Origin of the sequence: Paenibacillus sp. An7, from assembly GCF_009870785.1 — a bacterium.
In the GTDB taxonomy this organism is placed as follows: Bacteria; Bacillota; Bacilli; order Paenibacillales; family Paenibacillaceae; genus Paenibacillus.
Genome location: NZ_WTWX01000009.1, coordinates 71,524 through 94,872 on the forward strand (window position 1 = coordinate 71,524; position 23,349 = coordinate 94,872).

The following is a 23,349-nucleotide window of genomic DNA, read 5'->3' on the forward strand; positions in this document are numbered from 1 at the left end:
CCTGTGGTCCAATACTTAAGCGATAACTAACTTAATAGCTTCTATAATAATTACGGTAAAAAGAATGGAAAAGCCAATACAGCCGATTCCAAATCCAATATGTTTTTTATCACGAATGAACTTAATGCCGGTGATAAAGGTGAGAAGGGTGACTGCCACGAGTACGATGGCCATTGCAAAATAGGCAACCCCATAAAAACTTTCAATAAATTGAGCCACGAAGTAATAAGCTCCTTTCCTAATCGTAATCTATCTCTTAATATAGCCTATCTTTGGTAAAAACCCAATTCTCTTTTCCCTCATAAAAAGGCGTCTCTATAAGGACAGACATACAAGAGAAGAAAGAGTTACCGAAATATATATAGTATTAGGACTCAATCTGACCTCATTATTTATGTTCTGAAGGAGGGAAACGTATGAATCGAACTATTGGAAGTAAGTGGATCAAAACAGAAGTTCTTCAGACAAATCCTTATATCGCAAATCATATCCCAGAAACCGCAATATTTACCGAGCAACATTTGAAAGATATGTTACAGAAATATGGAATGGTATTTGTTAAGCCCGTGCATGGCGGGGGTGGGAACGGCGTTATGCGTGTGGGAAGAGAGGGAGAGAAATATACCTTTACAAAAATGTCTCATACGTATAGCTTCTCTAACTATAAATCGATGTATCGTTCACTCGCGAAAAATAAATTGAAAAGAACCTATCTTATTCAGCAAGGAATTACACTGGCTCATATTAAGGGACGGCCTCTTGACTACCGAGTAAAATTTGTGAAGAAAGAGACAGGGTGGAAGATTACAGCCATGCTTGGAAGGCATGCTCGAAAAGGGCTCGTCATTACTAATGTATGTAAAGGAGGAACACTCCTGAAATGCCGGGAGGCTTTACGTCGTTCACTACCTCATATTGATGCGAGAGCCAAGCAGCAAGAAATGCGCAAACTTACACGGACCTGCACCGCACTTCTGGAAGAAAGGTTCCCGGGCATTGGTGAACTTGGTTTTGATTATGGGCTTGATCACTCTGGTAAAATATGGATTTTGGAAGTGAATACGAGACCGCAATAAATTTTTAAAAAAGGGTTTAGGAAAGATAATTCATGGGTAATATATTCGGGGATTTCTTATAATCTAGTCATTTCACTTTAAATCTAGCTAATTTCTCTAATAATATATGAAATATATTTTTCTTTAGAAAATTACATTTTTATCCTGTGTATAAATATTGTCCACATATCCTTCCTTCTAAAACTTCGGATTTTGCCATTTATTAACAAACTATACACAGGATTTCCACAGTTGGTTGTGGATAACAGAACGCTTGTTCTACTTTTTGATCTTTGATAGAATAGAGACGAGGAAAATAAAGAAAGGTTGTGTCGGAGATGGCTATGCTTTCAGATGAGATGTTGCTCGATTCTTATCACATGGCAATCGAGCTTCAACTTGAACGCGATTTCATCGAGTTATTATTAGGTGAGATCCTCAGGCGTGAACTGAATACCGACGTCCCTGCCATTTTTCATTAGAGTTCCTCGTGGTTTGACGGTCTAATATGGCCTTGCACTTCCCATGTCTCTACAGCATAGGAAGACTGCGTCAGACAGTGAGGACAGAACATGAGGTGAATGCAGTAGCCTTTAGCTTCTGGTATCGTAAGATCATCGGAAGATGATACATAAGGGCTGTAAGGCCCGGCGTAGTCTTCCGTTAATCCGTAATCCACGATAGGCTCACCACAGGTGGGGCAAGGTTGTGCAGCAGGTACATTGAGACCGTTACATAGTGGGCACATATAAGTCAAAGGGTATCCCTCCTGAATGGTTGTCAGGAGTAAGATACCCTTTTTTATTGGTGTATTATTCTTTAAATATAAATTAACTAAATATTACATTTTCATATTACTGCTGTGTCCAGGAGATAATTTGGCACTTGGGTCTACATATACTTTGGCATTATTGACTGCTGTAGGTGCTTCACCGAAGCCGACAGCAATCAGTTTTAGCTTGCCTTCGTATGTGGTGATATCCCCTGCTGCAAATATACCAGGTATGCTTGTCTCCATTCGAGTGTCAACAACGATGGAGTTACCTTGAATATCAATGCCCCATTCAGCAATAGGTCCAAGAGAAGAGATGAAACCAAAGTTTACAATGACATCATCGACTTCAATTTCTTGTGTTTCTTTGGTTTTTACATGAGAGAGAGTAACTTTTGTAATGCGATCTTCTCCGTGCAGCTCAGCGATTTCGGTAGGAGTGATTACATTTACTTTGGAAGCCATCAGATTCTCAACACTATGTTCGTGTGCGCGGAATTTGTCCCGGCGGTGGATTAGTGTAACTTGTTCAGCAATGGGCTCAAGCATAAGCGCCCAGTCAACAGCAGAGTCCCCGCCGCCGCTGATTAGTACTTTTTTACCTGCAAAACGGCTCAGGTCACTGACAAAATAATGAAGATTTGCTTTTTCAAAACGTGTTGCTCCTTCAAGATCCAGTCTGCGAGGTTGGAAAGCGCCTACACCTGCTGTAATAATGATGGATTTAGCATGATGAACATCTTTGTCGGTTGTAACAACAAAATGCCGTTCTTCTTTCTTCTCTACAGAAATGACTTTTTCTTCCAGTCTAATGTCTGTATCGAAACGATCCATTTGTGTGAGGAGATTATTCACCAGTTCTCCTGCTGTAATTTTAGGGAAGCCGGCAACATCATAAATGAATTTCTCCGGGTATAATGCAGCGAGTTGGCCGCCCAATTGAGGCATGCTTTCCACGATTTTCACAGATGCCTGACGCATACCGCCATAAAAAGCAGCAAACATTCCAGCAGGACCACCGCCAATAATGAGTAAATCGGTCATCTCGTAAGTAGTTTCAGATGCAGAGGTCGTCATTTTATAGAACACACCTTTCTCTATATGTTATTGTGAATCAATAACGTCACGGATATCCACGAGATTGTCGATTCTTAAGTTAAATTCATTTTCATTATAGACACTACCGCAATTTGTTGCAAAGGTGATTTCCATTCTGTTTTGCCTGTATTTAAAGTAGTTATTCTGTATTTTATACCTGTAAAAGGGTATATTGTCACTTGCTATTTTAAGTTTGTATCGCTATCATTTTTGTTGCGTGAATTTTTTTCTTGATTTTTACGTATTTACCGTTTATTTTATAAAGTTTTGAAACCTCATGACATAACATGTCGTTTTAATGAATAGGGATAGAACTATCTTTGCCTTTAATGGATCGAATCAATTTTTATAAGTTGGGTTTATAAGGTGCCTAAGTAATCTTTATTTAGAAGTTATCGCTTTCAGGCGTTAATTTCATACTATATTCTTAGGCCTTCTATTAAAGAGTTGAATGATTTTGGAGGGGTAGGCGCATGAGTAACATTCCTAAGATCGTCATCCTTGGCGCAGGCTATGGCGGTATACTAACCGCACAGCGACTTCAAAAGGAACTGAACTACAATGAAGCAGATGTCACACTGGTAAACAGGCATGACTATCACTACATAACAACGCATCTGCACATGCCAGCTGCTGGGACGGATACTATTGATCATGCAAGGGTACCCATTTCGAAGCTGATTGACGAGTTCAAGATCGATCTTGTGAAATCTGCTGTAAAAGATATTAGGCCGCACGAGAAAAAAGTAATATTGGAAGACGGCACCTTATCGTATGATATTTTAGTCGTCAGTCTAGGCGGAGAACCCGAGACATTTGGGATACCCGGGATGAAAGAACATGCAATGACGATTCGCAGTATTAATTCCGTAAGATTAATTCGAGAACATATTGAATACCAGTTTGCTTGTTATAAAAATGACAACGTAGCAAGCCGTCTGCGATTTGTGGTTGGAGGAGCTGGGTTTAGCGGAGTGGAATTTGTATCTGAACTGGCAGACCGCTTACCTCGTCTATGCAAAGAGTTTGATGTAGATCCAGAAAAAGTGGAACTCTACAATGTCGAGGCAGCTCCCACACCGCTTCCCGGCTTTGATAAAGAACTAGTAGAGTATGCTATGGATGTACTCAAGAATAAAGGGATTATTCTTCGAATCGGCGTGCCGATAAAAGAGTGTTTTGCCGGTGGTGTGATCATTGGAGATGGCGAACGAATTGAAGCCTCTACCGTAGTGTGGACTGGGGGAATTCGATGTAACAAGCTGATCGAGAATGCCGGATTTGAGGTGACACGCGGACGTGTCAAAGTAGATGAGTATTTGAGAGCGCCAGGTTACGATCATATTTACATTATAGGAGACAGCTCACTGGTACTAAACAAGGATGGCCGCCCTTATCCACCGACGGCTCAAATTGCGATGCAGCAGGGGGTTAATTGTGCGAAAAATATAGCGCTTTCGATCCGCGGGAAACAGCTGAGCAAGTTCACATTCAGCCATAAAGGAACGGTCGCTTCACTCGGTAAAGGGGAAGCCATAGCGATTGTGAACGGGAAGAAGTGGAAGGGATGGAAAGCAGCACAGCTGAAAAAAGCAGTGGATATTCGCTATCTATATGTGATTGGCGGTATACCGCTTGTACTCCAAAAAGGAAGGTTCTTTTAAACCATGAGACATTGCAGTGTACAGGTAAGAGGACTACTCAAAAGAGATGAACTGGATCGATATCATGCCCTAATGGAAGTTGGCAGTTATCTCGAAGAGCAGGAAAAGTATGATCTATCTTATATCGTGCAAAAGGAAATTGATATTTTGATATTACCTGCTATTGAAAGGTTAAAAGAAAAAGGTCGTGACCGCGATCGGGCCACGGCTGAATTTCTGGAATCCTTAAAGAAGCTCGAAGAAGAGAATGACTAAACGAAGAAACATATAATAAAAAGGATGCCGCATAAGGGCATCCTTTTTATTATATGAGCTCATTTATATTATACTTTTAACATACTTTCGAAAGATTCGGGATTCAAAAGACTACCTACATAGAAAGAACCGAATTCTCCGTAACGTGCGCTAACTTCATCAAAACGCATCTCGTACACCAGCTTTTTGAACTGAAGAGCATCATCGGCAAAGAGAGTAACGCCCCATTCCCAATCATCGAAACCAACAGAGCCGGTAATGATTTGTTTTACCTTACCTGCATAGCTGCGTCCAATCAAACCATGACTTCTCATCATCGCTTTACGCTCGTCCATAGAGAGCATGTACCAGTTATCGCTTAGGTCCCGCTTTTTATTCATTGGATAGAAACAAATATATTGTCTTTTTGGAAGAATCGGCTTCAGACGTGCTACAATTTCTGGATTTTGCATCGGATCAGCGTCCTTACCAGCAAGGTAATTACTCAGTTCTACTACACTGACATAAGAGTAAGCTTTGGTCGTAAAACGAGCAAAAGTTGTTTTGTTAAATGCATTTTCAAGTGCATTGAGGTCTTCCAAAGATTCACGTAAATGCATCATGACAAAATCCGCTTTTTGACCGATGATCGTATATACGGCTGAGCTGCCGTTCCCCGCTTCCTCAACAGAAGTCCACTCTTGTAAAAATTCTTGCAGATCGTCTAAAGCAACAGCGCGTGCTTCCTCATCAGCAGAACGCCAAGCGGACCAGTTAATGGATCGGAAATCATGTAGAGCATACCAGCCTTCCAGAGTCGATGCAGCTTCGTTCATTTGTTTCACTCCTATATGATATTAAATTTTGTATATCAGATTATTTCATATCTCAAATCAATGATTCTATTGTATCAAAGGCGGAAGTAGCAGGGCAAATGAAGATCTCATTAAAAGTCGGTAAACGCTGGCAGAACCTAGAAAGTTCATTGCCGAGACACTTATTTTCGGTTACACTATTTATTATCTGTTATGGATAGAGGTTCATGATTTGGTAGAAAGAAGGAGGATGTAAGCGAATGCAGTTTTTACCTGTGCTCGTGCTTATGATCTTGTTTTTTGTTATGATGTTTGGAATCGGTTTTATTTTGAATATGCTCATGAAAACGACTTGGTTTCCTGCTTATCTATTTATCATTGTCCTTATACCCATTGTCATTTTCTCCATGTGGGATCGAAGCGCAAGTTTCGGTACACATATGAGTTCTTATGGACCTGTTGATTATTTAATCGGACTCAGCGGTGTGGCAGGTGCAATTCTTAGTGGATGGACGATCCAAAAACTGCGAATAGGCGGCTACAAAATGTTTTGATTTTACCCTATTATATTTAGGTGTATACTTGCCCTCTTTTCATATCATGAGAAGAGGGTTTTGTCATGAAACGCTTCCCTTTTCATAGAATAGTAGAGTACAATGGAAAACTCGATTTCAAAAACAGAGGGAATGCGAACATTTGTCAGATAAGAGGGAATAGCGGAAAGATTAAGCAGGGATTTTGGCTATATTTGAAGATTTAAGCCGGACCTTTTTATGATAGAATAGAGTTCACTACAAATCGGAGAGAAGGAGTAATGAGCAATGCGCGTGAAGAATATGCTTCACTTTACAGAAAATCATCGTTACTGCGTTTTCCGTGAGTTTGGCCTTAGCAGCCTGGACGAACGGATGCTCAGCTCTGCCTATCAGCCGATGGTAGGCGCTTTTGCCATCAGTTTGTACCATTTATTGTTCCAGCATATAAGAGCTGATCAGATTGGTTACTCAGGAATGGAACAGCAACGTAAATTATTTCTGACTTTGGGAATAGATCCAAGTGAGAAGGGACGCTCGTTTCTAATGGAACAAACTTCCAAGTTGGAAGCGGTCGGCCTTTTACAAACATCACGGGTTTATGTGCCAGAGACAGATGAATATACCTATGAATATGAGCTTAGTCCACCGCTTTCACCTGGAGAGTTTTTCAGGACACAGCATTTGACTTTGCTTCTCAGAGATCGAATTGGCAAGTTTGCCGTGCTGGCTTTGAGGTCCCAGCTCTGGACAGAAGATGCAGCGGATGTTGGTATGCCAGCTATGAATAAAGAAAATATTTCGGTCCCTTTTTATGAGATTTTCGAGCTGAATACGCATGTAATTGACTATGAGCTTGAGCAAGCTTTAGTCGAAGTATCCAGCGGCAGAGCTGATCAAGCGACTTTGTCTGTACCAGAAGAAAGCAAACTGAACTATTCAGATATTATTCTTCGTTTCCCGAAGGAATCCATAAATCGTCGTCATGTGGAACATCTTCGATTTGATACAGAACAGATGGGGATTATTAATTATGTAGTCCATAAATATAGCTTAGGTGTTCAAGATGTATGCAGATTGCTTGATGAAGACGGGGTGTTTAATCCGCAAGGCGAGGTCATTCTTGATCGGCTTCAGCAACTGGCGAGTCAAACATTCCGGCAAGGGAAGAAACGGAAAGAGGAACAAAGTATTCATGCAGCCAAAGTAGTTAATCTTCGTCAGGCAGCGCAGAGTGAACCAAGTGATGAACTTCCTGTTGAACATGTCGTTGAAATGGAGTACTATCTGGAGGTTCCACCTCAATTTGCGACCAAATGTGACATTCATCAATATAATATGATGCTAAGGAACGAACCTTATTTACGTTTATTACAAACGTTCTTCCCCGGTTCTGTTCCAGATAATCTGATTGATATTTTTGAGAAGATTGATTTGAGCTATAAGCTGCCGGCAGAAGTGATCAATGTACTGATCCATTATTTGATGACCATGGTTGTAACGGGCAGTGATCAGCGAATTAATCGTAATTTTGTGGAAGCTATTGCATCCAATATGCTGCTAAAACAAGTTTATACTTATGAAAAAGCAGTTCAATATATTCGGGATCAAGCGAAAATCAAAGGGAACAAAGAAAAAACGGGAGCTGGAGAACGGACACCGAAAACAAGCCGTCCTCGTTCATATCAACAGCAGACAAGATCCAAACCCGAGATTCCCATTGTTCAAGATACAGGCAGCACTGATGTAGTAAGTGAGGAAGAACTGGAGGAAATGATTCGTTTTGCAGAGGAAATGCAGGCGAAACGAACTACCTTTTCATGAGTTTCGGTTAGGTACGCTTGGCGGAGCTGAGCGAGTATAATTAACAATCTAAGAAGAAAGGTGGGCGCAAACTATACCTATGGAATCTTTAGGCCCCATTTTGCAGCAGTTGAATCCATCCTTTCGTCAGCAATCAAAGCGCATTGAAGATCAGGTTAACGCAGATCCCTTTGTGCAAAAGTTCAGGGAAGAACATCCTGAAGTGGATGATATGAAGTTTAAGCTCTCATTAAGTAAATTTTATCAATATGCGAAAGACCGTAATCATTGTGCTAATTGTCCGGGACTTGCGAATTGCCCCAATGATTTTCAAGGTCATTATTCCAAACTTTCGGTTGAATATTTTAATGGACAACCTGAAATTATAGATAAGAAGACTCCTTGCTCTTTGCAGCTGAAAAGCGACCATGATAAGCAGGTGAAAGAGCGAATCCGCAGTTTCTATGTCGATGATCGCACGTTAAGTGAAGGATATAATGTGGCAGAGATTTTACGGAAAGACCTGCAGCGTGCTCCAGCAGTGAATAAAGTGTTCCGTTATATTAATGATACCAAGCAAAATGGTTTATCCCCTGAAGGGCTATATCTGGAAGGAAGTTTTGGAACAGGGAAGACATTTTTAATGGGATATTTGCTTCATGAACTTGCTCTTCTTGGTTATACGGGTGTAATCGTCTATATGCCTGATTTTGTGGAAGATCTAAAATCCATGATTCAGGAAGGACAGAAGCTAAAAGAAACAACGGAAATATTAAAAAATTGTGATTTGCTCATTTTTGATGATATCGGGGCAGAGAACTTAAGTCCATGGGTACGCGATCATGTTCTGGGTTCCATTTTAAATTACCGAATGAACCGTAAACCAACGTTCTATACCTCCAACTACAGTTTGGAAAGTTTGGAACAACATTTGAGTTTTACAAGCAAGGATGGGGAAGAGAGACACAAAGGGCAACGACTCATGGACCGTATCCGGCCTTTTGTTGAAGTGGTTCCTGTGCGCGGAGAGAATCAGCGGGGGAAACATCAAGGATAAAGTTAGATAAGACAGCGGAGCTCTTCTTTTTTTGAAAAACTGAATAATAAACCGCTCTAAGCAGCAAAATAAACAAAGTCTGATCCGATCTCTGAATAGAGAAAGAATCAGACTTTGATGTCTCCTGGATCTTCGGTGCCTAACTGACCAGGAATTTAATAATGACCATTCCAAAAAAGATGACCGTCATGAACAGGAACATGCCAAAAAATCCACCCATAAGATCGAATAAATCATTACGGGGTTCTTCATTCTTGTGGGAACGTGGATCATAAGGACGAAGCACTTTTGGTTCCATGATGGACCCTCCTTCATAAGACTGTATACGCTGTAGATCTTTCAAATAACAGCGTGTACGAATTTATTCAAGTATAACGGTTATAGGAAGATTTTGTAAAGAAATTGTAAGGTTAGGGAATGATCAAACGTTTCGCATTACACATCGTTATATGCTATAATAAAGTAATCGTTTATGATAACGATAAGGAGTTTAAATAATACTTGTGCATGATATAGAAGGAGGACTTTCTCATGGCTATTGTAAATGTATCCGATCAATCCTTTAACAGTGAAGTTGAAGGTACAGGAACGGTTCTTGTAGATTTCTGGGCGCCTTGGTGCGGTCCTTGTAAAATGCTTGCTCCGATCTTGGAAGAGCTAGCTGCTGACGTTGGCGATGACGTTAAAATCGCTAAGGTGAACGTAGATGAGAACCCTGAATCTGCTTCCCGTTTTGGCGTAATGAGTATTCCAACTTTGATTCTGTTCAAAGATGGTCAGCCCGTTGATAAAGTCGTTGGACTGAACTCCAAAGAAAACCTGAAAAACCTGATTTCCAAGCACTAATACCGCTTGGGATGGGGAACGCCTCTGGCATCTATGCCAGGGGCGTTTTTTATGGAATCCATAGGCTTCCACTTGAATAGAAGAAACAGAAGTTATACTATGATATAAGAACATGTATTCGATAAATGGTTTAATAAATGATTATTTAATATATGATTTAATAGATGACTTAGGATGAGATTCTTTTTTTATATAAAGCTTAATTCATGGTTAGGAGGGGAAACCGAGATGGACTCGCATTTGGAGAGCAGAGAAGAACAAGAAAAAGCGCTTGAGAATATCAAGCATAAGCTCGCTTTACTTCCGGATCTTCCCGGCTGCTATCTCATGAAGAATGCACAAGGAACGATTATTTATGTAGGTAAAGCCAAAGTTCTGAAGAATCGAGTACGGTCTTATTTTACAGGCAGTCATAATGGAAAAACACAAAGACTCGTTGCGGATATTCGCAACTTTGAATATATCGTCACAAATAGTGACAAAGAAGCATTGTTACTAGAGCTCAATCTTATAAAACAACATCAACCGAAGTATAATGTGCTTTTAAAAGATGACAAAACATTTCCTTACTTAAAAATAACGAATGAACGCCATCCCAAATTAGAGGTGACTCGGAGAGTTCTCAAGGATAAAGCGAAGTATTTTGGCCCCTATCCAAACTCCTATGCCGCACATCAGACGAAAAAGCTGCTCGACCGGATGTATCCACTTCGTAAATGCGGAGTAATGCCTAAGGACGTTTGTCTTTATTACCACATGGGTCAGTGTATGGCTCCATGTGTAAAAGAAGTTCCGAAAGAAACATATGAGGGCATCAGTCAGGAGATTGGGTCTTTTCTTAGCGGTGGTCATGAAGAAATAAGAAAAGATTTAGAGAAAAAAATGCATGAAGCCGCAGAAGATCTTTATTTTGAACGGGCAAAAGAATTACGTGATCAGATTATGAGCATAGATGCGCTTATGGAGAAACAGAAAATTACAACCGCGGATAATAAAGACCGGGACGTATTTGGTTTTGCTGTGGATAAAGGGTGGATGTGTGTTCAAATTCTATATGTCCGCCAAGGGAAAATGATTGAACGGCATGTTACGACTTTTCCGTTCTATGGGGATGCTTACGGTGATTTTATATCCTTTGTAACCCAGTATTATAGTGATAATCCCGCATTACCTAAAGAAATTCTGCTTCCTGTAGCAGAGGAAATGGATCATAAGGAAGATCAAGAAAAGGATGAAGCCGCCGCGTTATTGAGATCCGAAAAAGCTGAATCGGCTGGAACGCATGACCCTGTCTCTGCGGCTGAACTATTGCAAGACTGGCTTGGTATCAAAGTGCTTCTTCCTAAACGCGGACTTAAGCGTCAAATGGTAACTATGGCGATTCAAAACGCGAAGGTTTCCCTTGATGAGAAATTCCGTTTGATAGAACGGACCGAAGAACGAACCTCTAAAGCAGCAGAACGCTTGGCTGATGCTCTTGGACTGCCGTCATTAAACCGCATTGAAGCCTTTGATAACTCGAATATCCAAGGTTCAAATCCCGTATCTGGCATGGTGGTATTCATTGACGGAAAACCTGAGAAGAAAGAATACCGCAAATATAAGATTCGGACTGTACAAGGACCTGATGATTACGAGACGATGCGTGAAGTGATACGGCGCCGATACGAAAGGGTGCTGAAGGAAGACTTGAAGCGACCTGATCTAATTATCGTCGATGGCGGGAAAGGTCAAATATCAGCAGCTCAGGACATTTTGCATGATGAGTTAGGATTATTTATTCCGGTTTGCGGACTTGTAAAGGATGCAAAACATAAGACTGCGCAGCTGATGAAAGGCGATACCTACGAAACGGTGCAGCTTGCTCGCGACAGTCAGGAATTTTATCTTCTTCACCGGATCCAGGAAGAGGTTCACCGCTATGCTATTACGTTCCACCGTGAGCAGCGCGGTAAGTCCATGGTTGTCTCTAAGCTCGATTCCATTCCGGGAATCGGAGAGAAGAGACGTAAGATGTTACTCAAACATTTTGGTTCATTACGCAAAATTAAAGAGGCCAGCATTGAAGACTTCCGGCCTCTTTCCATTGGCGATAAACTCGCCAAACAAATTATTAATTCTCTTCAAGATGAGGAGCCGTGAATAACGGCTTCTTTTTTTTAGGTGCGGGATTAAATCGATAAATAATATAACCCACAACTGCTGGAAGGATGATCCAAAAAACACCTGCGGACACATTTACTGCATCCATCATCATGATCAAGCTTACTCCCATCAGAATGCTGTTAAATATGACGTGACTAAACATGGAAGTAATAAATCCGTATCTTATCATTATATAGCTGAACACGAGTCCAATAATGGTAAGTTCAATCGGTCTTGTAATGACAGGATAGATTGGGTACAGCGTATGACCCATGGCCCAGATCACAGAAGTGATCAGACTTGCGAGAATGGTACTGCGCACCATTTTTTTGAACATACGGATACCAAACAAACGATACACAGCTTCTTCTCCAATACCAGCCATCCAAGCAAGCAGAGGCATAAGCCATGGATAGAGCATGTTATACGGTGACTGGCTTGCATCTGTTGTTGACCAGGCCCCGAGGCCCTTCTCCAAAAAGATAAAAATGATGGATTGGAGCCCTAACAGAGCGAAAGCCCAGAGGTAACCGGAAAGCATACTGTTCAGTACATAACGCCCGTATCCTTTTTCATTGGCCTGCGGCCATAGATTCATTCCATCTTTACGCCAGAGTCCATCACCAGCCACAAGGGAGAAGTACACAAGACAAGTCATTGCTAGTGTAAACAATGCTTGTATGCTAAGCAGTATGATAAACATTGCGGTTGAGTAGCCTTCTGCCTGAAACGTGGGAAGCAGATTAAAGGTACCGATCATAGTAAACAGGAAGTACAAAATGGATAACCAGATTCCTCGTTTAAATGAGGTGTATGCTCGGGTACGGACACTATAGACAATGGCTAGAACACCTAGCAGTAAGGTGAATAAACCGTAACCGACAAGCGTCATGATTGTGGCTTGAGACGTTTGTTTTTTTACATAGGCTGTATGAGCTGCCGGAACAGAAAACTGAGGCTCATAGGAACGTATTTCTCCATTCTCAAAGGTGAAACGAAGCTCAAGGACAGAGTCGCCAATTTTCATGGAAGGATCGGTATAGATAAGGCCTGTATCCGATTCATCCGTATTTTTGAGGTTCAGCTTACTGGGCGTATAACCTGCAGCGGCTAAGATGGGAGCAGCTAGCTGCTGTTTTTCCGATAAGGTAATCCCTCCTTCTGCCATTCGGTTGATTAGCAGTGCTTCTTCTACTTTAGATGCGGGAAGCACTTCAAGATCCAAATAGGAAGAAGAAGGAAACTCATGAGTGTAGCTGACGGGTATCCCCGTATTCATATGTACATCGACAGTCACCTGCCCACCCTCTGAGTCGGGTATCCTTACACTGTATAGATCATAAGGATATTGCTGTTTAAACTGTTCGTTGTATGAAACAAGCAGCTCATTATCTACAAGATAGCCGTAGAAATCCGAGTGTGACTTATAGGTGACAAGTACATCTTCATATGAGACATTGGCTGCTGGAATTCCTACTTGCTGCTGTGCATATGGCAGAGCTGCCTCAAAGGCTTCTTGTTTTGTAATAACTCTCTGCGTCTGCTGTTCAGTGGACTGCATCGCAGTTCCCGGTAAAATCTGAAAGACAACAAACAAAAGGAGACCAATTGCTCCCAGCACGCAAAGCCGTTTGAAATTGGGGGTAAGCACAAGGGGTTGCCCTGTTCGATTCATGATATTCCTCCTTGTAATTTACAGGTAAATCGTCATAATAAGTTTACTGTAAAGATAGCATAGCCACTTAGTGAAAGCGAGTGGAACGAGCAAATCTATGATAAAGCGTTTATAAGCTTGTAAATATACAATATTGTCTTATAATCTAATCTTTATGGATGAATTTATGCTAATTTGAATGAATTTCTTATAAATTATCGGTTCTTTCATTTTGTGTTCATGATTGGGGAAGACTTATAATCGGGGTTGAACTTCTTATGGTCATGGTCAGAATAAATCCTAAAAAGAAAAAACAGGGGGAACCATTACCTAGAGCTATACAAATCGCTCGGAAAAGGTTCTCTTTTTAATTGAAGTTAATGAATGAGGTGAACATGTGTTTAACATGACTGCCCGTATATTTAAATTAAACCCACCTCAAATATTAGTGCTCGGCTTTGCAGCCATTATTATGGTTGGTACTTTGCTGCTGATGCTTCCGATTGCTAATACGACAGGGGAAAGGATCGCATTTATAGATGCTTTTTTTACGGCAACATCGGCAACATGTGTAACTGGACTTGTCGTACTGGATACGGGGCATTATTTTTCTGTATTTGGCCAAGTGGTGATTGCCGTACTCATTCAGCTTGGCGGTTTGGGATTTATGACAATGACGACTCTGATCGCGATTGTCTTTCGGCGGAAGATATCCTTGCGTGAACGGCTTATTTTACAGCAAGCTTTAAATCAGAATTCAATTGAAGGCATTGTAAAACTGGTAAGAAAAGTATTATTTTACTCTATTACTATAGAGTTGATTGGAGCACTCATCTTAACAATACGCTGGTCTTTTGATATGCCGTTCGGCAAAGCCCTCTATTTTGGTGTGTTTCATTCGATCTCTTTGTTTAATAATGCAGGGTTTGATTTGTTTGGTGATTTCCGCAGTTTAACCCTGTATGTAAATGATCCGGTCATCAATATCGTTAGTATGGCTATCATCATTCTTGGTGGTCTTGGATTTGTCGTTTTGTCTGATTTAGTTGGGATTCGTCAGATTAGAAAATTATCATTACATTCTAAAGTAGTCATTTCGGTGACTTCGTTTCTCATCATTTTTGGGGCAGTCGTGTTCTTATTTTTGGAATTCACCAACCCTAGGACACTCGGACAATTGGATTCAGGGGGCACAATACTCGCTTCTTTCTTTCAGTCCATTACCACCCGGACAACAGGCCTGAACACGGTTGATATTGCCGGACTCCGGCAAGTAACTCAGTTTTTCTTTATTATATTGATGTTTATTGGCGCCTCTCCGGGCTCTACAGGCGGAGGGATCAAAACGACAACATTTGCGATTCTCATCGGAGCAGTAATCTCGATGGTTAAAGGACAAGATGATGTAGTGATGTTTCGTTATCGCATTCCCCAAGAGCGAATATTTAAAGCATTGACGATTACAATGTTATCTCTGGTGGTCGTCATCGGAGTGACGATGATTCTATCGACTATTGAAGACAGTTCGTTCTTAGCTATTTTATTTGAAACCACTTCGGCCTTTGGTACGGTCGGTCTCTCCATGGGACTGACACCTGATCTTTCATTGATTGGGAAATTGCTGATTAGTTTAACGATGTTTGTCGGTCGTCTTGGTCCCATTACACTAGGCTACGCGCTAAGCAAGAAGAACAAAGAACTATACAGACACCCTGAAGGCAAGATCATTATAGGGTAAGGGAGTTTTAATATAAAGATGAAGAAACAACAATTTGTAGTGGTTGGGCTTGGTCGATTTGGATCTAGCCTTGCAATGGAACTCGTTGAAAAAGGATATGAAGTGCTCGGCATAGACCGTAATGAAGAGATCGTAAATGACATGAGTGATGTGCTGACTCATACCGTGGTTGCGGATGCCTCAGACGAGGACATGCTGCGCTCGCTAGGTGTTCGAAACTTTGACTGCGGGATTGTCGCAATAGGCGATGATGTGCAGATGAGCATTTTAAGTGCGATTTTGTTAAAAGAACTCGGTGTAAAAAAGGTCATTGCCAAAGCAATTTCTTTACTGCACGGCAGGGCGCTGGAGAAACTCGGAGTCGATCGTGTAGTATATCCTGAAAGAGATATGGGAAAGCGGGTCGCTCATCAGCTTGTTACTCCCAATCTGCTTGATTATATTGATCTATCGGATAACTACACGATCGTGGAAATTACAGCTCCCGAGCATTTGGACGGCAAAACTCTTAGTGAGGTAAATACGAGAGCCCGTTTTAATTGCAGTGTTGTCGCTTTGCAAAAGAAAGAGGGCGTAATTATCGCCCCTACTGCGCTTGATGCCATTAACAGCGGAGATATTATGGTCATTATCGGTACCCATTCCAATATTGATCGATTTGAAGAAGAAGTAATTAACGAGTAAAAGGAAGACGCATCATGGTAAGCGGCGGGCATGCAAAAAAATCATTTGTTTCTTGAATCCATTGCTTGGCGGTTGCGCTGAGCTCTTCTTTTTTTCCATAGATCATACACGTCGTTCGCAGCGTCTGCTTCAGCTCGGAGATCTGTACCGTGACAAGATCATTGTCTGACAGCAGCTGCGGTCTTACATAGGATTTAGGAAGTAAAGCGGCTGCTTTACAAGTAGGAAGCAGACGGATAATAGCCTCAAAGGAATCAATCTCCATACGAATATCAGGCATAATCCCCGTACGGTGAAACAGATCATCGGTTAATTTACGGTACCATGTCCCCTTGGAAAAAGTAATCATCGGCAGTTTCTGTAAATCTTCCATGAATGATTCTTTTCCGCTCAGCGGATGAGTGCTGGGGACTACAAGTTCTAGATGATCCTCAAATAAAGGACAACAATTTAGACCTGGCTCACTGATAGATGAAGCAACGATGCCTACATCCGCTCGCCGATCTCTGACTGCCGATACAATCTCATGTGTTTTCCCTGTGACGAGCTTAATCTCTGCATGGGGATGGTTATCCATAAAAGCTGAGATCAAGGGAGGCAGCGTAGTTTGAAGCGTTGTAAGACTCGCTCCTAGTGTGATGATACTGTCGGTGTCATCTTTAAACTGAGCCAAGGACTGCAGAAATTTTAATTGATGCTGACGCTGTTCTAGTGCAAAGTCATAAGTAAGACGACCGATGGTCGTCAGTTCAAGCCTTTTTCCTTTCCGATTAAAGAGTGTAACGCCAAGCTCACCTTCGAGCTTGGCTATTTTGCGTGATAAGGCCGGCTGGGATAGATTAAGTAATTTGGATGCCTGATTCAGACTGGATTGTTCTACAACGGTAGCAAAGGCTTGCATTTCTTCAAACATAGATGTGCACCTCCAAGATATCCTTTGGATCAGGAATGTATGCTTATACCTTTTAGTTATAACATGTAATAATTATATTGCAATTCCATTATAAGAGAAAAAGAGGTAACATAAAACAAGACACAAGTTGTTCACAAGTAGGAAAATGGAGCAATTTGTCGATCCCTTTGTATGCAAAGGGTAATGCGGTGATCTTTCAATTCAAAATATGAGAACGCTGTACATGAAAGGGGAACGTCAATTTATGAAAGGGTTTTATTCGAGAAAGCTCCACTCGCTTCTTGGTGTCATCCCGCTGAGCTTGTTCTTCCTCGAGCACTTGATTACAAATTTTTCAGCCGTTGAGGGCGGCCCGCAAGCGTTTAAGGATTCGGTTGCTTTTCTGAATAGTCTTCCGCTTGTACTTGTCCTGGAAATATTTTTTATTTGGCTGCCGCTATTGTTCCATGGTGTGTATGGGTTGTATATTGCTTATCAAGCGAAACCGAACGTGGGACGTTTTGGCAATGAACGTAACTGGAGATACACGCTGCAGCGGATTTCCGGTGTCATTACGTTTGTCTTTGTAATCTGGCATTTATATGAGACTCGAGTTCAGGTAGCTCTTGGGAATGTAACACATGAGCAGCTAGGCAGTGTTATGCACGATATCGTGATGAATCCAATCTTCTTTGTTATCTATTTAATCAGTGTAGTATCTGCATCATACCACTTTGCCAATGGCTTATGGTCATTCTTAGTAAGCTGGGGGATCACACGCGGACCACGTTCGCAGCGCGTATCTTCTTATATCTGTATGAGCATGTTTGCACTCATTTCCGTTATGTTTATCGCATCATTATTCGCATTCCGCGGCGTGGAGTTCGATGAAGCGTCCGCTTTTATTCAAATATGGAAGACAGTCTGAGGTTTAAGGGAGAGTGAACTGAATTGGCTACAACTAACGTTATCGTAGTGGGCGGTGGTCTGGCAGGTTTAATGGCTACCATTAAGGCAGCTGAAGCCGGCGTCCATGTACATTTATTTTCGATCGTACCTGTAAAAAGATCTCACTCCGTGTGTGCACAGGGCGGTATCAACGGAGCCGTTAATACCAAAGGGGAAGGGGATTCACCTTGGGTGCATTTTGATGATACCGTATACGGCGGTGACTTCCTGGCAAATCAGCCGCCCGTTAAAGCGATGTGTGAAGCTGCGCCAGGTATTATCCATTTGATGGACCGGATGGGTGTTATGTTTAACCGTACACCGGAAGGACTTCTTGATTTCCGCCGTTTTGGTGGAACGAAGCATCACCGTACAGCGTACGCAGGTGCAACAACAGGGCAACAGCTTCTATATGCACTAGATGAACAGGTACGCCGCTGGGAAACAGCTGGACTCGTAACGAAGCATGAACATTGGGAGTTCCTGCAAGCAGTGGTAGACGATGAGGGCGTATGCCGCGGAATCGTAGCTCAGGATCTGCGTAACATGGAAGTGGTTACTTTTGCAGCAGATGCGACCATTCTTGCAACTGGCGGTCCTGGTATTATTTTCGGTAAAACAACAAACTCCGTAATTAACACAGGAACAGCTGCAAGTGCTGTGTATCAACAAGGTGTTAATTATGCGAATGGTGAGTTCATTCAAATCCACCCGACTGCCATTCCCGGCGATGACAAATTAAGACTGATGTCTGAGTCTGCGCGCGGTGAAGGCGGCCGAATCTGGACTTATAAAGACGGCAAGCCATGGTATTTCCTTGAAGAGAAATATCCTTCTTACGGTAACCTTGTACCGCGGGATATTGCAACTCGTGAAATTTTTGATGTGTGCGTTAGTCAGAAGCTTGGAATTAATGGCGAGAACATGGTTTATCTTGACCTGTCTCACAAAGATCCGAAGGAACTGGATGTAAAACTGGGCGGTATTATTGAAATTTACGAGAAATTTATGGGTGATGACCCGCGTAAAATTCCAATGAAAATTTTCCCTGCAGTTCATTATTCTATGGGCGGCATGTGGGTGGATTATAACCAAATGACAAATATCCCTGGACTATTTGCAGCCGGTGAATGCGAATATCAATATCATGGTGCAAACCGGCTAGGTGCAAACTCTTTGGTGTCAGCGATCTACGGCGGCATGGTTGCAGGACCGAAAGCAGTGGAATACATCAAAGGAATGAAAAAATCAACACAAGATGTTTCTTCTTCTGTTTTTGATGGATATAGAAAACAACAATCAGAGAAGTATGATCAAATTACCAAAATGCAAGGCAGCGAGAATGCCTATGTAATTCATAAAGAGCTGGGCGAGTGGATGACAGACAACATGACGGTTGTTCGCCACAACGACAAGCTTGAGCAAACCATCGGTAAGATTAAAGAACTGAAAGAACGTTATAAGAACATCAATGTTAACGATACATCAAGCTGGAATAATGCTGGGGCTTCGTTTACAAGACAACTTTGGAACATGCTGGAGTTATCCGAAGCAATGACACTAGGCGCTTTATTGCGTAACGAAAGCCGCGGAGCACACTATAAACCGGAATACCCAGAACGTGATGATGAGAACTTCCTAAAAACAAGTATCGCAACATGGAGTAAAGAAGGGCCTAAGATTTCTTATGAGGATGTCGACGTTTCGCTCATTCCGCCGCGTATTCGCGACTACTCTAAAGATTAAATCAGGTTATCAGCAGTAATCCTGCAGTATTAAGTGAGGAGGGAAACATCATGGCAGAAACTACGGTGACAAAATCATCTAAAAGTGTGAAGTTTATTATTACCCGCCAAGATAAGCCGGATTCCGCTTCATATACCGAAGAATTTGAGCTTCCGTACCGTCCGGGTATGAACGTAATCAGTGCTTTGATGGAGATTCAGCGGAACCCAGTGAATACAGAGGGTAAACAAATTGCTCCTGTCTGCTGGGAATCCAACTGTCTGGAAGAAGTGTGCGGTGCTTGTTCTATGGTCATTAACGGGAAACCCCGTCAAGCCTGTGCGGCGCTGGTTGATCAGCTAGAACAACCGATCAGACTTGAGCCGATGAAGACTTTCCCGGTCGTTCGTGACCTGGTTATCGATCGCGATCGGATGTTTAAGGCGCTCAAACGCGTTAAGGCATGGATTCCAATTGATGGAACCTACGACCTGGGTCCAGGTCCACGTATGGCTGAGAAGAAACGTCAGTGGGCTTATGAGCTGTCGAAGTGTATGACATGCGGTGTATGTCTTGAAGCTTGTCCAAACGTCAATGAAAAAACCGACTTTATCGGTCCTGCTGCCATTTCACAGGTTCGCCTGTTTAATTCTCACCCAACTGGAGAGATGAACAAGGAAGAACGACTGGATGCACTTATGGACGACGGCGGTATTGAAGGCTGTGGTAACTCTCAGAACTGCGTACGCTCTTGTCCAAAAGGAATTCCGCTCACCACTTCCATCGCGGAGATGAACAAAGATACAACAAAACATATGTTTAAACGTTGGCTTGGCGCGTAATTTACGAGTAGTAACGATAGAACATGAACCCCGTTCTTTATTGCACGGGGTTTTTTTGTTTGGAATAACAAAGATAAGTTTCTATATGGGTTATACCGCTCACTATCCTGCCGTACCTAGGTTCCTTACTTCAATTTGGATTATGGTATAATTTGAATCACTAGAAGGGAAGTGCATCTCTATGGCAGACGCCATTATAGAAAGACCCGTTACACGTTCTGAGATCGCGGAAGGGCTTACGAAGCTTGGACTGAGGCCCGGAATGACGATTCTTGTCCATTCTTCAATGAAAAGTTTTGGAGGTTGGGTCCCCGGTGGTCCTCCAGCGGTTGTTTTAGCGCTTCAGGATGTGATTGGACCGGAAGGGACCATTGTGATGCCTGCTCAATCAATGGATCTGACAGATCCTTCTACATGGATGAATCCACCGGCTGATGCCAAATGGTGGGATTTGATTCGTGATGAGATGCCTGCTTATGACCCCGATTTTACGGAAACGGCAGGAATGGGCGTCATCGTAGATGCATTCCGGCAGTCTAAAAATACCCGCCGCAGCAGACATCCCCATGTGTCTTTTGCTGCATCAGGACCGATGGCTTTCTATATATTAGAAGACCACAGTTATGACTACAGTCTAGGTGAACTGTCCCCTTTAGGACGGCTATATGAACTGGATGCGCACGTTGTCTTACTTGGCTGCGGACATGAGCGGAATACTTCATTTCATCTAGCTGAATACCGAGCCCGCTATGCAGGTAAGGAAGAAGTCCAGCACCGTGCGCCTGTTCTTTCGAATGGAGTAAAGCAGTGGATTACATACCGAGACTACAACATTAGCTCGGATGATTTTCAAAAGCTGGGTTTGGATTATGAGCAATCCGCAGTTTCGCCTTATAATAAAGTTCAGATTCGCTGGGCCCCCTGTTTTATGGCACCACAGCGAGCCTTGGTTGATTATGCGGAAACCTGGTTGAGTACGAATAGGAAGATGGATAAGGAAACCTAAGCGATGGGCTAGGTAAAGAAAGGGGACCTCCAATGAAGGAAACACGAGTGCATTCAGAGCAGAATGACCGTAAACCGGTGCGACCACGAGATGGACGCGAAACGGTCCCAGCGATTTTCCCAGGAAAAGAGAAAGTGCATGATCCCTCTCGCAGGCGCTTTCTTAAAAAAGCGAGTAAACTTGCGCTTACAGCAAGTGCCGGCATTTTTACAGGAGGATATGCATGGTTATGGGAGCCAAGGCGACTTGAAGTAGAGCATGTAGAGATTACATTGCCGCGGCTGCCTAAAGCCTTTCATGGTATGAAAATTGCTCATTTCAGTGACATGCATCTGGGATTTCATATGGATCTATCGGATATGGAGCGACTTGCTTCCGCACTAGCCAGACAAACTCCCGATCTAATCTGTTTTACTGGAGATATGTTGGAAAGCAAAGCGGAGCCCATGGTAGAATGTATTCCACTGTTACAGTCAATGAAAGCCCCGCTAGGAAAGTATGCTGTTCTCGGTAATCATGATTACAGAGGACGTGAATATGAACGACTCGCTCAAATGTACAAAGAAGCAGGGTTTACATTACTCGTGAATAAGCATATCACTGTGGAGCGCGAGGGCGAACAAATAGCAATCGTAGGAATAGATGATGCACTAAATGGAGTACCTGATCCTGAAGCGGCCCGTAAAGGGCTGAAAAAGGGGACATTTGCTATCCTTCTCATGCATGAGCCTGATTATGCAGATATCGCGAAGGATTATGATTATGATCTACAATTATCAGGACATAGCCATGGTGGTCAGGTTAGAGCACCTTTTATAGGGGCACTTACCACTCCAAGGGGCTCTCAAAAGTACATTCAAGGCCTGTATTATACAGGTGAAAAAGAAAAATCCATGCCTGTTTATGTGAATCGTGGAGTCGGAATGACTCAGCTCCCTATACGGTTTTTGTGCAGACCGGAGCTGACCATTTTTCATGTGTAACATTCATGGCACGCAGAAGTAAAGCTCAGCAAAGAGGGCAGAAAGGATGGATAACATGGAGCAAATCGCTATTGTTTCTGATATTCATGGCAATATGACGGCATGGGATGCCGTTCTAGAAGATATTCGTAAGAGAGGGATTACCCGCATCTTTTGTTTGGGTGATTTGGTTGGCAAAGGTCCTGACTCGATTTCTGCTGTAGATCGTGTTCGTGAGAATTGTGAAGTTATTGTGCGTGGGAATTGGGATGAACTTGTTGCGAAGAGACAACCAGGTCCACATTTTGAGTGGCATGCGGAAAGTCTTGGGGAGGAGCGGTTATCCTACTTGGCAGCACTTCCTTTCAGTTATCACTTTCGGCTAAGCGGCAGACGAATTCGGCTTGTTCATGCTTCGTCTACGAGTGTATATCATCGAGTACAGCCATGGGATTCGCTCGAAGAAAGAATGGGGATGTTTGGGGCTATTTCAGAGTCTTCCTCAGAAGAAATGGATGCTGGAGAGCCGGATGTCGTGGCTTACGGTGATGTACACAATGCCTACTTACAGTATTTGAACGGTAAATTGTTATTCAATGTAGGCAGTGTCGGCAATCCCCTTGATTTGCCACAGGCTTCCTATTGTATTCTAGAGGGAACTAGCGAAGAACAAGCTGAACTTGAAACGGGTGCTCCAAGCGAGCCTTTGCCTTTTAATGTGCAGTTTGTTCGTGTACCTTATGATATTGAAGCTGAGGTATCAAAAGCACTGCAATCGAGTGCACCTAATATGGATCTATACATCAATGAAATTCGAACAGGGGTTTATCGCGGATTACAAGGCAAGTAACTTTTTTTGAAGAAGGAGTACACTCA

General features: G+C 42.4%; 24 protein-coding genes. 17 read left to right on the plus strand and 7 right to left on the minus strand.

Going from position 1 to position 23,349, the window contains the following annotated elements; translation table 11 throughout:
- Positions 1-15 precede the first annotated feature (15 nt).
- Positions 16-219, minus strand: coding sequence for a hypothetical protein (locus GQY27_RS12450; protein WP_160034803.1), 204 nt, complete (start codon positions 217-219; stop codon positions 16-18).
- Positions 220-416: 197 nt separating this feature from the next.
- Between GQY27_RS12450 and GQY27_RS12455 the strand changes: the two genes are divergently transcribed.
- Together GQY27_RS12455 and GQY27_RS12460 are read left to right on the plus strand one after the other, a co-directional pair.
- Positions 417-1,076, plus strand: coding sequence for a YheC/YheD family protein (locus GQY27_RS12455; RefSeq protein ID WP_160034805.1), 660 nt, complete (start codon positions 417-419; stop codon positions 1,074-1,076).
- 317 nt (positions 1,077-1,393) lie between these two features.
- Complete coding sequence (locus GQY27_RS12460) at positions 1,394-1,537, plus strand: sporulation histidine kinase inhibitor Sda (protein WP_160034807.1); 144 nt, start codon at positions 1,394-1,396, stop codon at positions 1,535-1,537.
- On the opposite strand, the gene GQY27_RS12465 is transcribed toward GQY27_RS12460, so the two are convergent.
- Positions 1,534-1,812 carry a hypothetical protein gene (locus tag GQY27_RS12465; RefSeq protein WP_160034809.1) on the minus strand — a complete coding sequence of 93 codons (279 nt, stop codon included), beginning with the start codon at positions 1,810-1,812 and terminating at the stop codon, positions 1,534-1,536. The genes GQY27_RS12460 and GQY27_RS12465 overlap by 4 nt on opposite strands.
- Positions 1,813-1,896: 84 nt before the next feature.
- Positions 1,897-2,904: an NAD(P)/FAD-dependent oxidoreductase gene (locus tag GQY27_RS12470; protein ID WP_160034811.1), complete on the minus strand. Its 1,008-nt coding sequence runs from the start codon at positions 2,902-2,904 to the stop codon at positions 1,897-1,899.
- 494 nt (positions 2,905-3,398) lie between these two features.
- Between GQY27_RS12470 and GQY27_RS12475 the strand changes: the two genes are divergently transcribed.
- Both GQY27_RS12475 and GQY27_RS12480 read left to right on the plus strand, forming a co-directional pair.
- Positions 3,399-4,589 (plus strand): NAD(P)/FAD-dependent oxidoreductase, encoded by a 1,191-nt coding sequence (locus tag GQY27_RS12475; RefSeq protein WP_160034813.1) that lies wholly within the window; start codon positions 3,399-3,401, stop codon positions 4,587-4,589.
- A 3-nt stretch (positions 4,590-4,592) separates the two neighbouring features.
- Positions 4,593-4,844, plus strand: coding sequence for a hypothetical protein (locus tag GQY27_RS12480; RefSeq protein ID WP_160034815.1), 252 nt, complete (start codon positions 4,593-4,595; stop codon positions 4,842-4,844).
- A gap of 68 nt (positions 4,845-4,912) precedes the next feature.
- Here GQY27_RS12480 and hemQ read toward each other — a convergent pair whose 3' ends face one another.
- The gene (hemQ, locus tag GQY27_RS12485; protein ID WP_160034817.1) at positions 4,913-5,659 is read right to left on the minus strand and encodes a hydrogen peroxide-dependent heme synthase; all 747 of its coding nucleotides are present in this window, start codon (positions 5,657-5,659) and stop codon (positions 4,913-4,915) included.
- 239 nt (positions 5,660-5,898) lie between these two features.
- Here hemQ and GQY27_RS12490 point away from each other — a divergent pair, with 239 nt between their 5' ends.
- From GQY27_RS12490 to dnaI, 3 genes are all read left to right on the plus strand, one after another.
- The gene (locus tag GQY27_RS12490; RefSeq protein ID WP_160034819.1) at positions 5,899-6,192 is read left to right on the plus strand and encodes a YuiB family protein; all 294 of its coding nucleotides are present in this window, start codon (positions 5,899-5,901) and stop codon (positions 6,190-6,192) included.
- Positions 6,193-6,459: 267 nt separating this feature from the next.
- Positions 6,460-7,995, plus strand: coding sequence for a DnaD domain protein (locus GQY27_RS12495; RefSeq protein ID WP_160034821.1), 1,536 nt, complete (start codon positions 6,460-6,462; stop codon positions 7,993-7,995).
- 79 nt (positions 7,996-8,074) lie between these two features.
- Positions 8,075-9,031, plus strand: coding sequence for a primosomal protein DnaI (gene dnaI, locus GQY27_RS12500; protein ID WP_160034823.1), 957 nt, complete (start codon positions 8,075-8,077; stop codon positions 9,029-9,031).
- A 139-nt stretch (positions 9,032-9,170) separates the two neighbouring features.
- On the opposite strand, the gene GQY27_RS12505 is transcribed toward dnaI, so the two are convergent.
- Positions 9,171-9,329 (minus strand): YqzM family protein, encoded by a 159-nt coding sequence (locus GQY27_RS12505; protein WP_160034825.1) that lies wholly within the window; start codon positions 9,327-9,329, stop codon positions 9,171-9,173.
- 233 nt (positions 9,330-9,562) lie between these two features.
- Here GQY27_RS12505 and trxA point away from each other — a divergent pair, with 233 nt between their 5' ends.
- Entirely contained in the window at positions 9,563-9,877 is a 315-nt protein-coding gene (gene trxA, locus GQY27_RS12510; protein WP_160034827.1) for a thioredoxin, read from the plus strand.
- Positions 9,878-10,105: 228 nt separating this feature from the next.
- Positions 10,106-12,019: an excinuclease ABC subunit UvrC gene (gene uvrC / locus GQY27_RS12515; RefSeq protein ID WP_160034829.1), complete on the plus strand. Its 1,914-nt coding sequence runs from the start codon at positions 10,106-10,108 to the stop codon at positions 12,017-12,019.
- Here the strand turns inward: uvrC and GQY27_RS12520 are convergent.
- A complete protein-coding gene (locus tag GQY27_RS12520) occupies positions 11,991-13,697 on the minus strand; it encodes a CPBP family intramembrane glutamic endopeptidase (protein WP_160034831.1) in 1,707 nt (568 codons plus the stop codon). The two genes, uvrC and GQY27_RS12520, sit on opposite strands and share 29 nt — an antisense overlap.
- A gap of 385 nt (positions 13,698-14,082) precedes the next feature.
- Between GQY27_RS12520 and GQY27_RS12525 the strand changes: the two genes are divergently transcribed.
- Both GQY27_RS12525 and GQY27_RS12530 read left to right on the plus strand, forming a co-directional pair.
- Positions 14,083-15,414: a TrkH family potassium uptake protein gene (locus GQY27_RS12525; RefSeq protein ID WP_160034979.1), complete on the plus strand. Its 1,332-nt coding sequence runs from the start codon at positions 14,083-14,085 to the stop codon at positions 15,412-15,414.
- 18 nt (positions 15,415-15,432) lie between these two features.
- Positions 15,433-16,098, plus strand: a complete 666-nt coding sequence (locus tag GQY27_RS12530; protein WP_160034833.1) for a potassium channel family protein — start codon at positions 15,433-15,435, stop codon at positions 16,096-16,098.
- Here the strand turns inward: GQY27_RS12530 and GQY27_RS12535 are convergent.
- Positions 16,088-17,011: a LysR family transcriptional regulator gene (locus GQY27_RS12535; protein ID WP_160034835.1), complete on the minus strand. Its 924-nt coding sequence runs from the start codon at positions 17,009-17,011 to the stop codon at positions 16,088-16,090. The two genes, GQY27_RS12530 and GQY27_RS12535, sit on opposite strands and share 11 nt — an antisense overlap.
- 244 nt (positions 17,012-17,255) lie before the next feature.
- On the opposite strand from GQY27_RS12535, the gene GQY27_RS12540 reads away from it, so the two are divergent.
- From GQY27_RS12540 to GQY27_RS12565, 6 genes are all read left to right on the plus strand, one after another.
- A complete protein-coding gene (locus tag GQY27_RS12540) occupies positions 17,256-17,918 on the plus strand; it encodes a succinate dehydrogenase cytochrome b558 subunit (protein ID WP_160034837.1) in 663 nt (220 codons plus the stop codon).
- A 23-nt stretch (positions 17,919-17,941) separates the two neighbouring features.
- Complete coding sequence (sdhA, locus tag GQY27_RS12545; protein WP_160034839.1) at positions 17,942-19,684, plus strand: succinate dehydrogenase flavoprotein subunit; 1,743 nt, start codon at positions 17,942-17,944, stop codon at positions 19,682-19,684.
- Positions 19,685-19,734: 50 nt separating this feature from the next.
- The gene (sdhB, locus tag GQY27_RS12550) at positions 19,735-20,505 is read left to right on the plus strand and encodes a succinate dehydrogenase iron-sulfur subunit (protein ID WP_160034841.1); all 771 of its coding nucleotides are present in this window, start codon (positions 19,735-19,737) and stop codon (positions 20,503-20,505) included.
- Between the two features lie 181 nt (positions 20,506-20,686).
- Complete coding sequence (locus tag GQY27_RS12555) at positions 20,687-21,511, plus strand: AAC(3) family N-acetyltransferase (protein WP_160034843.1); 825 nt, start codon at positions 20,687-20,689, stop codon at positions 21,509-21,511.
- Between the two features lie 32 nt (positions 21,512-21,543).
- Positions 21,544-22,494 carry a metallophosphoesterase gene (locus GQY27_RS12560; protein ID WP_160034845.1) on the plus strand — a complete coding sequence of 317 codons (951 nt, stop codon included), beginning with the start codon at positions 21,544-21,546 and terminating at the stop codon, positions 22,492-22,494.
- 55 nt (positions 22,495-22,549) lie between these two features.
- Positions 22,550-23,323 carry a metallophosphoesterase family protein gene (locus tag GQY27_RS12565; RefSeq protein ID WP_160034981.1) on the plus strand — a complete coding sequence of 258 codons (774 nt, stop codon included), beginning with the start codon at positions 22,550-22,552 and terminating at the stop codon, positions 23,321-23,323.
- Positions 23,324-23,349: the final 26 nt, after the last annotated feature.

Bases quoted from the DNA above. Each gene is read 5' to 3' on its own strand.
- GQY27_RS12455 (WP_160034805.1), top strand. From the start codon at position 417: ATGAATCGAACTATTGGAAGTAAGTGGATCAAAACAGAAGTTCTTCAG.
- GQY27_RS12460 (WP_160034807.1), top strand. From the start codon at position 1,394: ATGGCTATGCTTTCAGATGAGATGTTGCTCGATTCTTATCACATGGCA.
- GQY27_RS12470 (WP_160034811.1), bottom strand. From the start codon at position 2,904: ATGACGACCTCTGCATCTGAAACTACTTACGAGATGACCGATTTACTC.
- GQY27_RS12475 (WP_160034813.1), top strand. From the start codon at position 3,399: ATGAGTAACATTCCTAAGATCGTCATCCTTGGCGCAGGCTATGGCGGT.
- GQY27_RS12480 (WP_160034815.1), top strand. From the start codon at position 4,593: ATGAGACATTGCAGTGTACAGGTAAGAGGACTACTCAAAAGAGATGAA.
- hemQ (WP_160034817.1), bottom strand. From the start codon at position 5,659: ATGAACGAAGCTGCATCGACTCTGGAAGGCTGGTATGCTCTACATGAT.
- GQY27_RS12490 (WP_160034819.1), top strand. From the start codon at position 5,899: ATGCAGTTTTTACCTGTGCTCGTGCTTATGATCTTGTTTTTTGTTATG.
- GQY27_RS12495 (WP_160034821.1), top strand. From the start codon at position 6,460: ATGCGCGTGAAGAATATGCTTCACTTTACAGAAAATCATCGTTACTGC.
- dnaI (WP_160034823.1), top strand. From the start codon at position 8,075: ATGGAATCTTTAGGCCCCATTTTGCAGCAGTTGAATCCATCCTTTCGT.
- GQY27_RS12505 (WP_160034825.1), bottom strand. From the start codon at position 9,329: ATGGAACCAAAAGTGCTTCGTCCTTATGATCCACGTTCCCACAAGAAT.
- trxA (WP_160034827.1), top strand. From the start codon at position 9,563: ATGGCTATTGTAAATGTATCCGATCAATCCTTTAACAGTGAAGTTGAA.
- uvrC (WP_160034829.1), top strand. From the start codon at position 10,106: ATGGACTCGCATTTGGAGAGCAGAGAAGAACAAGAAAAAGCGCTTGAG.
- GQY27_RS12520 (WP_160034831.1), bottom strand. From the start codon at position 13,697: ATGAATCGAACAGGGCAACCCCTTGTGCTTACCCCCAATTTCAAACGG.
- GQY27_RS12525 (WP_160034979.1), top strand. From the start codon at position 14,083: ATGACTGCCCGTATATTTAAATTAAACCCACCTCAAATATTAGTGCTC.
- GQY27_RS12530 (WP_160034833.1), top strand. From the start codon at position 15,433: ATGAAGAAACAACAATTTGTAGTGGTTGGGCTTGGTCGATTTGGATCT.
- GQY27_RS12535 (WP_160034835.1), bottom strand. From the start codon at position 17,011: ATGTTTGAAGAAATGCAAGCCTTTGCTACCGTTGTAGAACAATCCAGT.
- GQY27_RS12540 (WP_160034837.1), top strand. From the start codon at position 17,256: ATGAAAGGGTTTTATTCGAGAAAGCTCCACTCGCTTCTTGGTGTCATC.
- sdhB (WP_160034841.1), top strand. From the start codon at position 19,735: ATGGCAGAAACTACGGTGACAAAATCATCTAAAAGTGTGAAGTTTATT.
- GQY27_RS12555 (WP_160034843.1), top strand. From the start codon at position 20,687: ATGGCAGACGCCATTATAGAAAGACCCGTTACACGTTCTGAGATCGCG.
- GQY27_RS12560 (WP_160034845.1), top strand. From the start codon at position 21,544: ATGAAGGAAACACGAGTGCATTCAGAGCAGAATGACCGTAAACCGGTG.
- GQY27_RS12565 (WP_160034981.1), top strand. From the start codon at position 22,550: ATGGAGCAAATCGCTATTGTTTCTGATATTCATGGCAATATGACGGCA.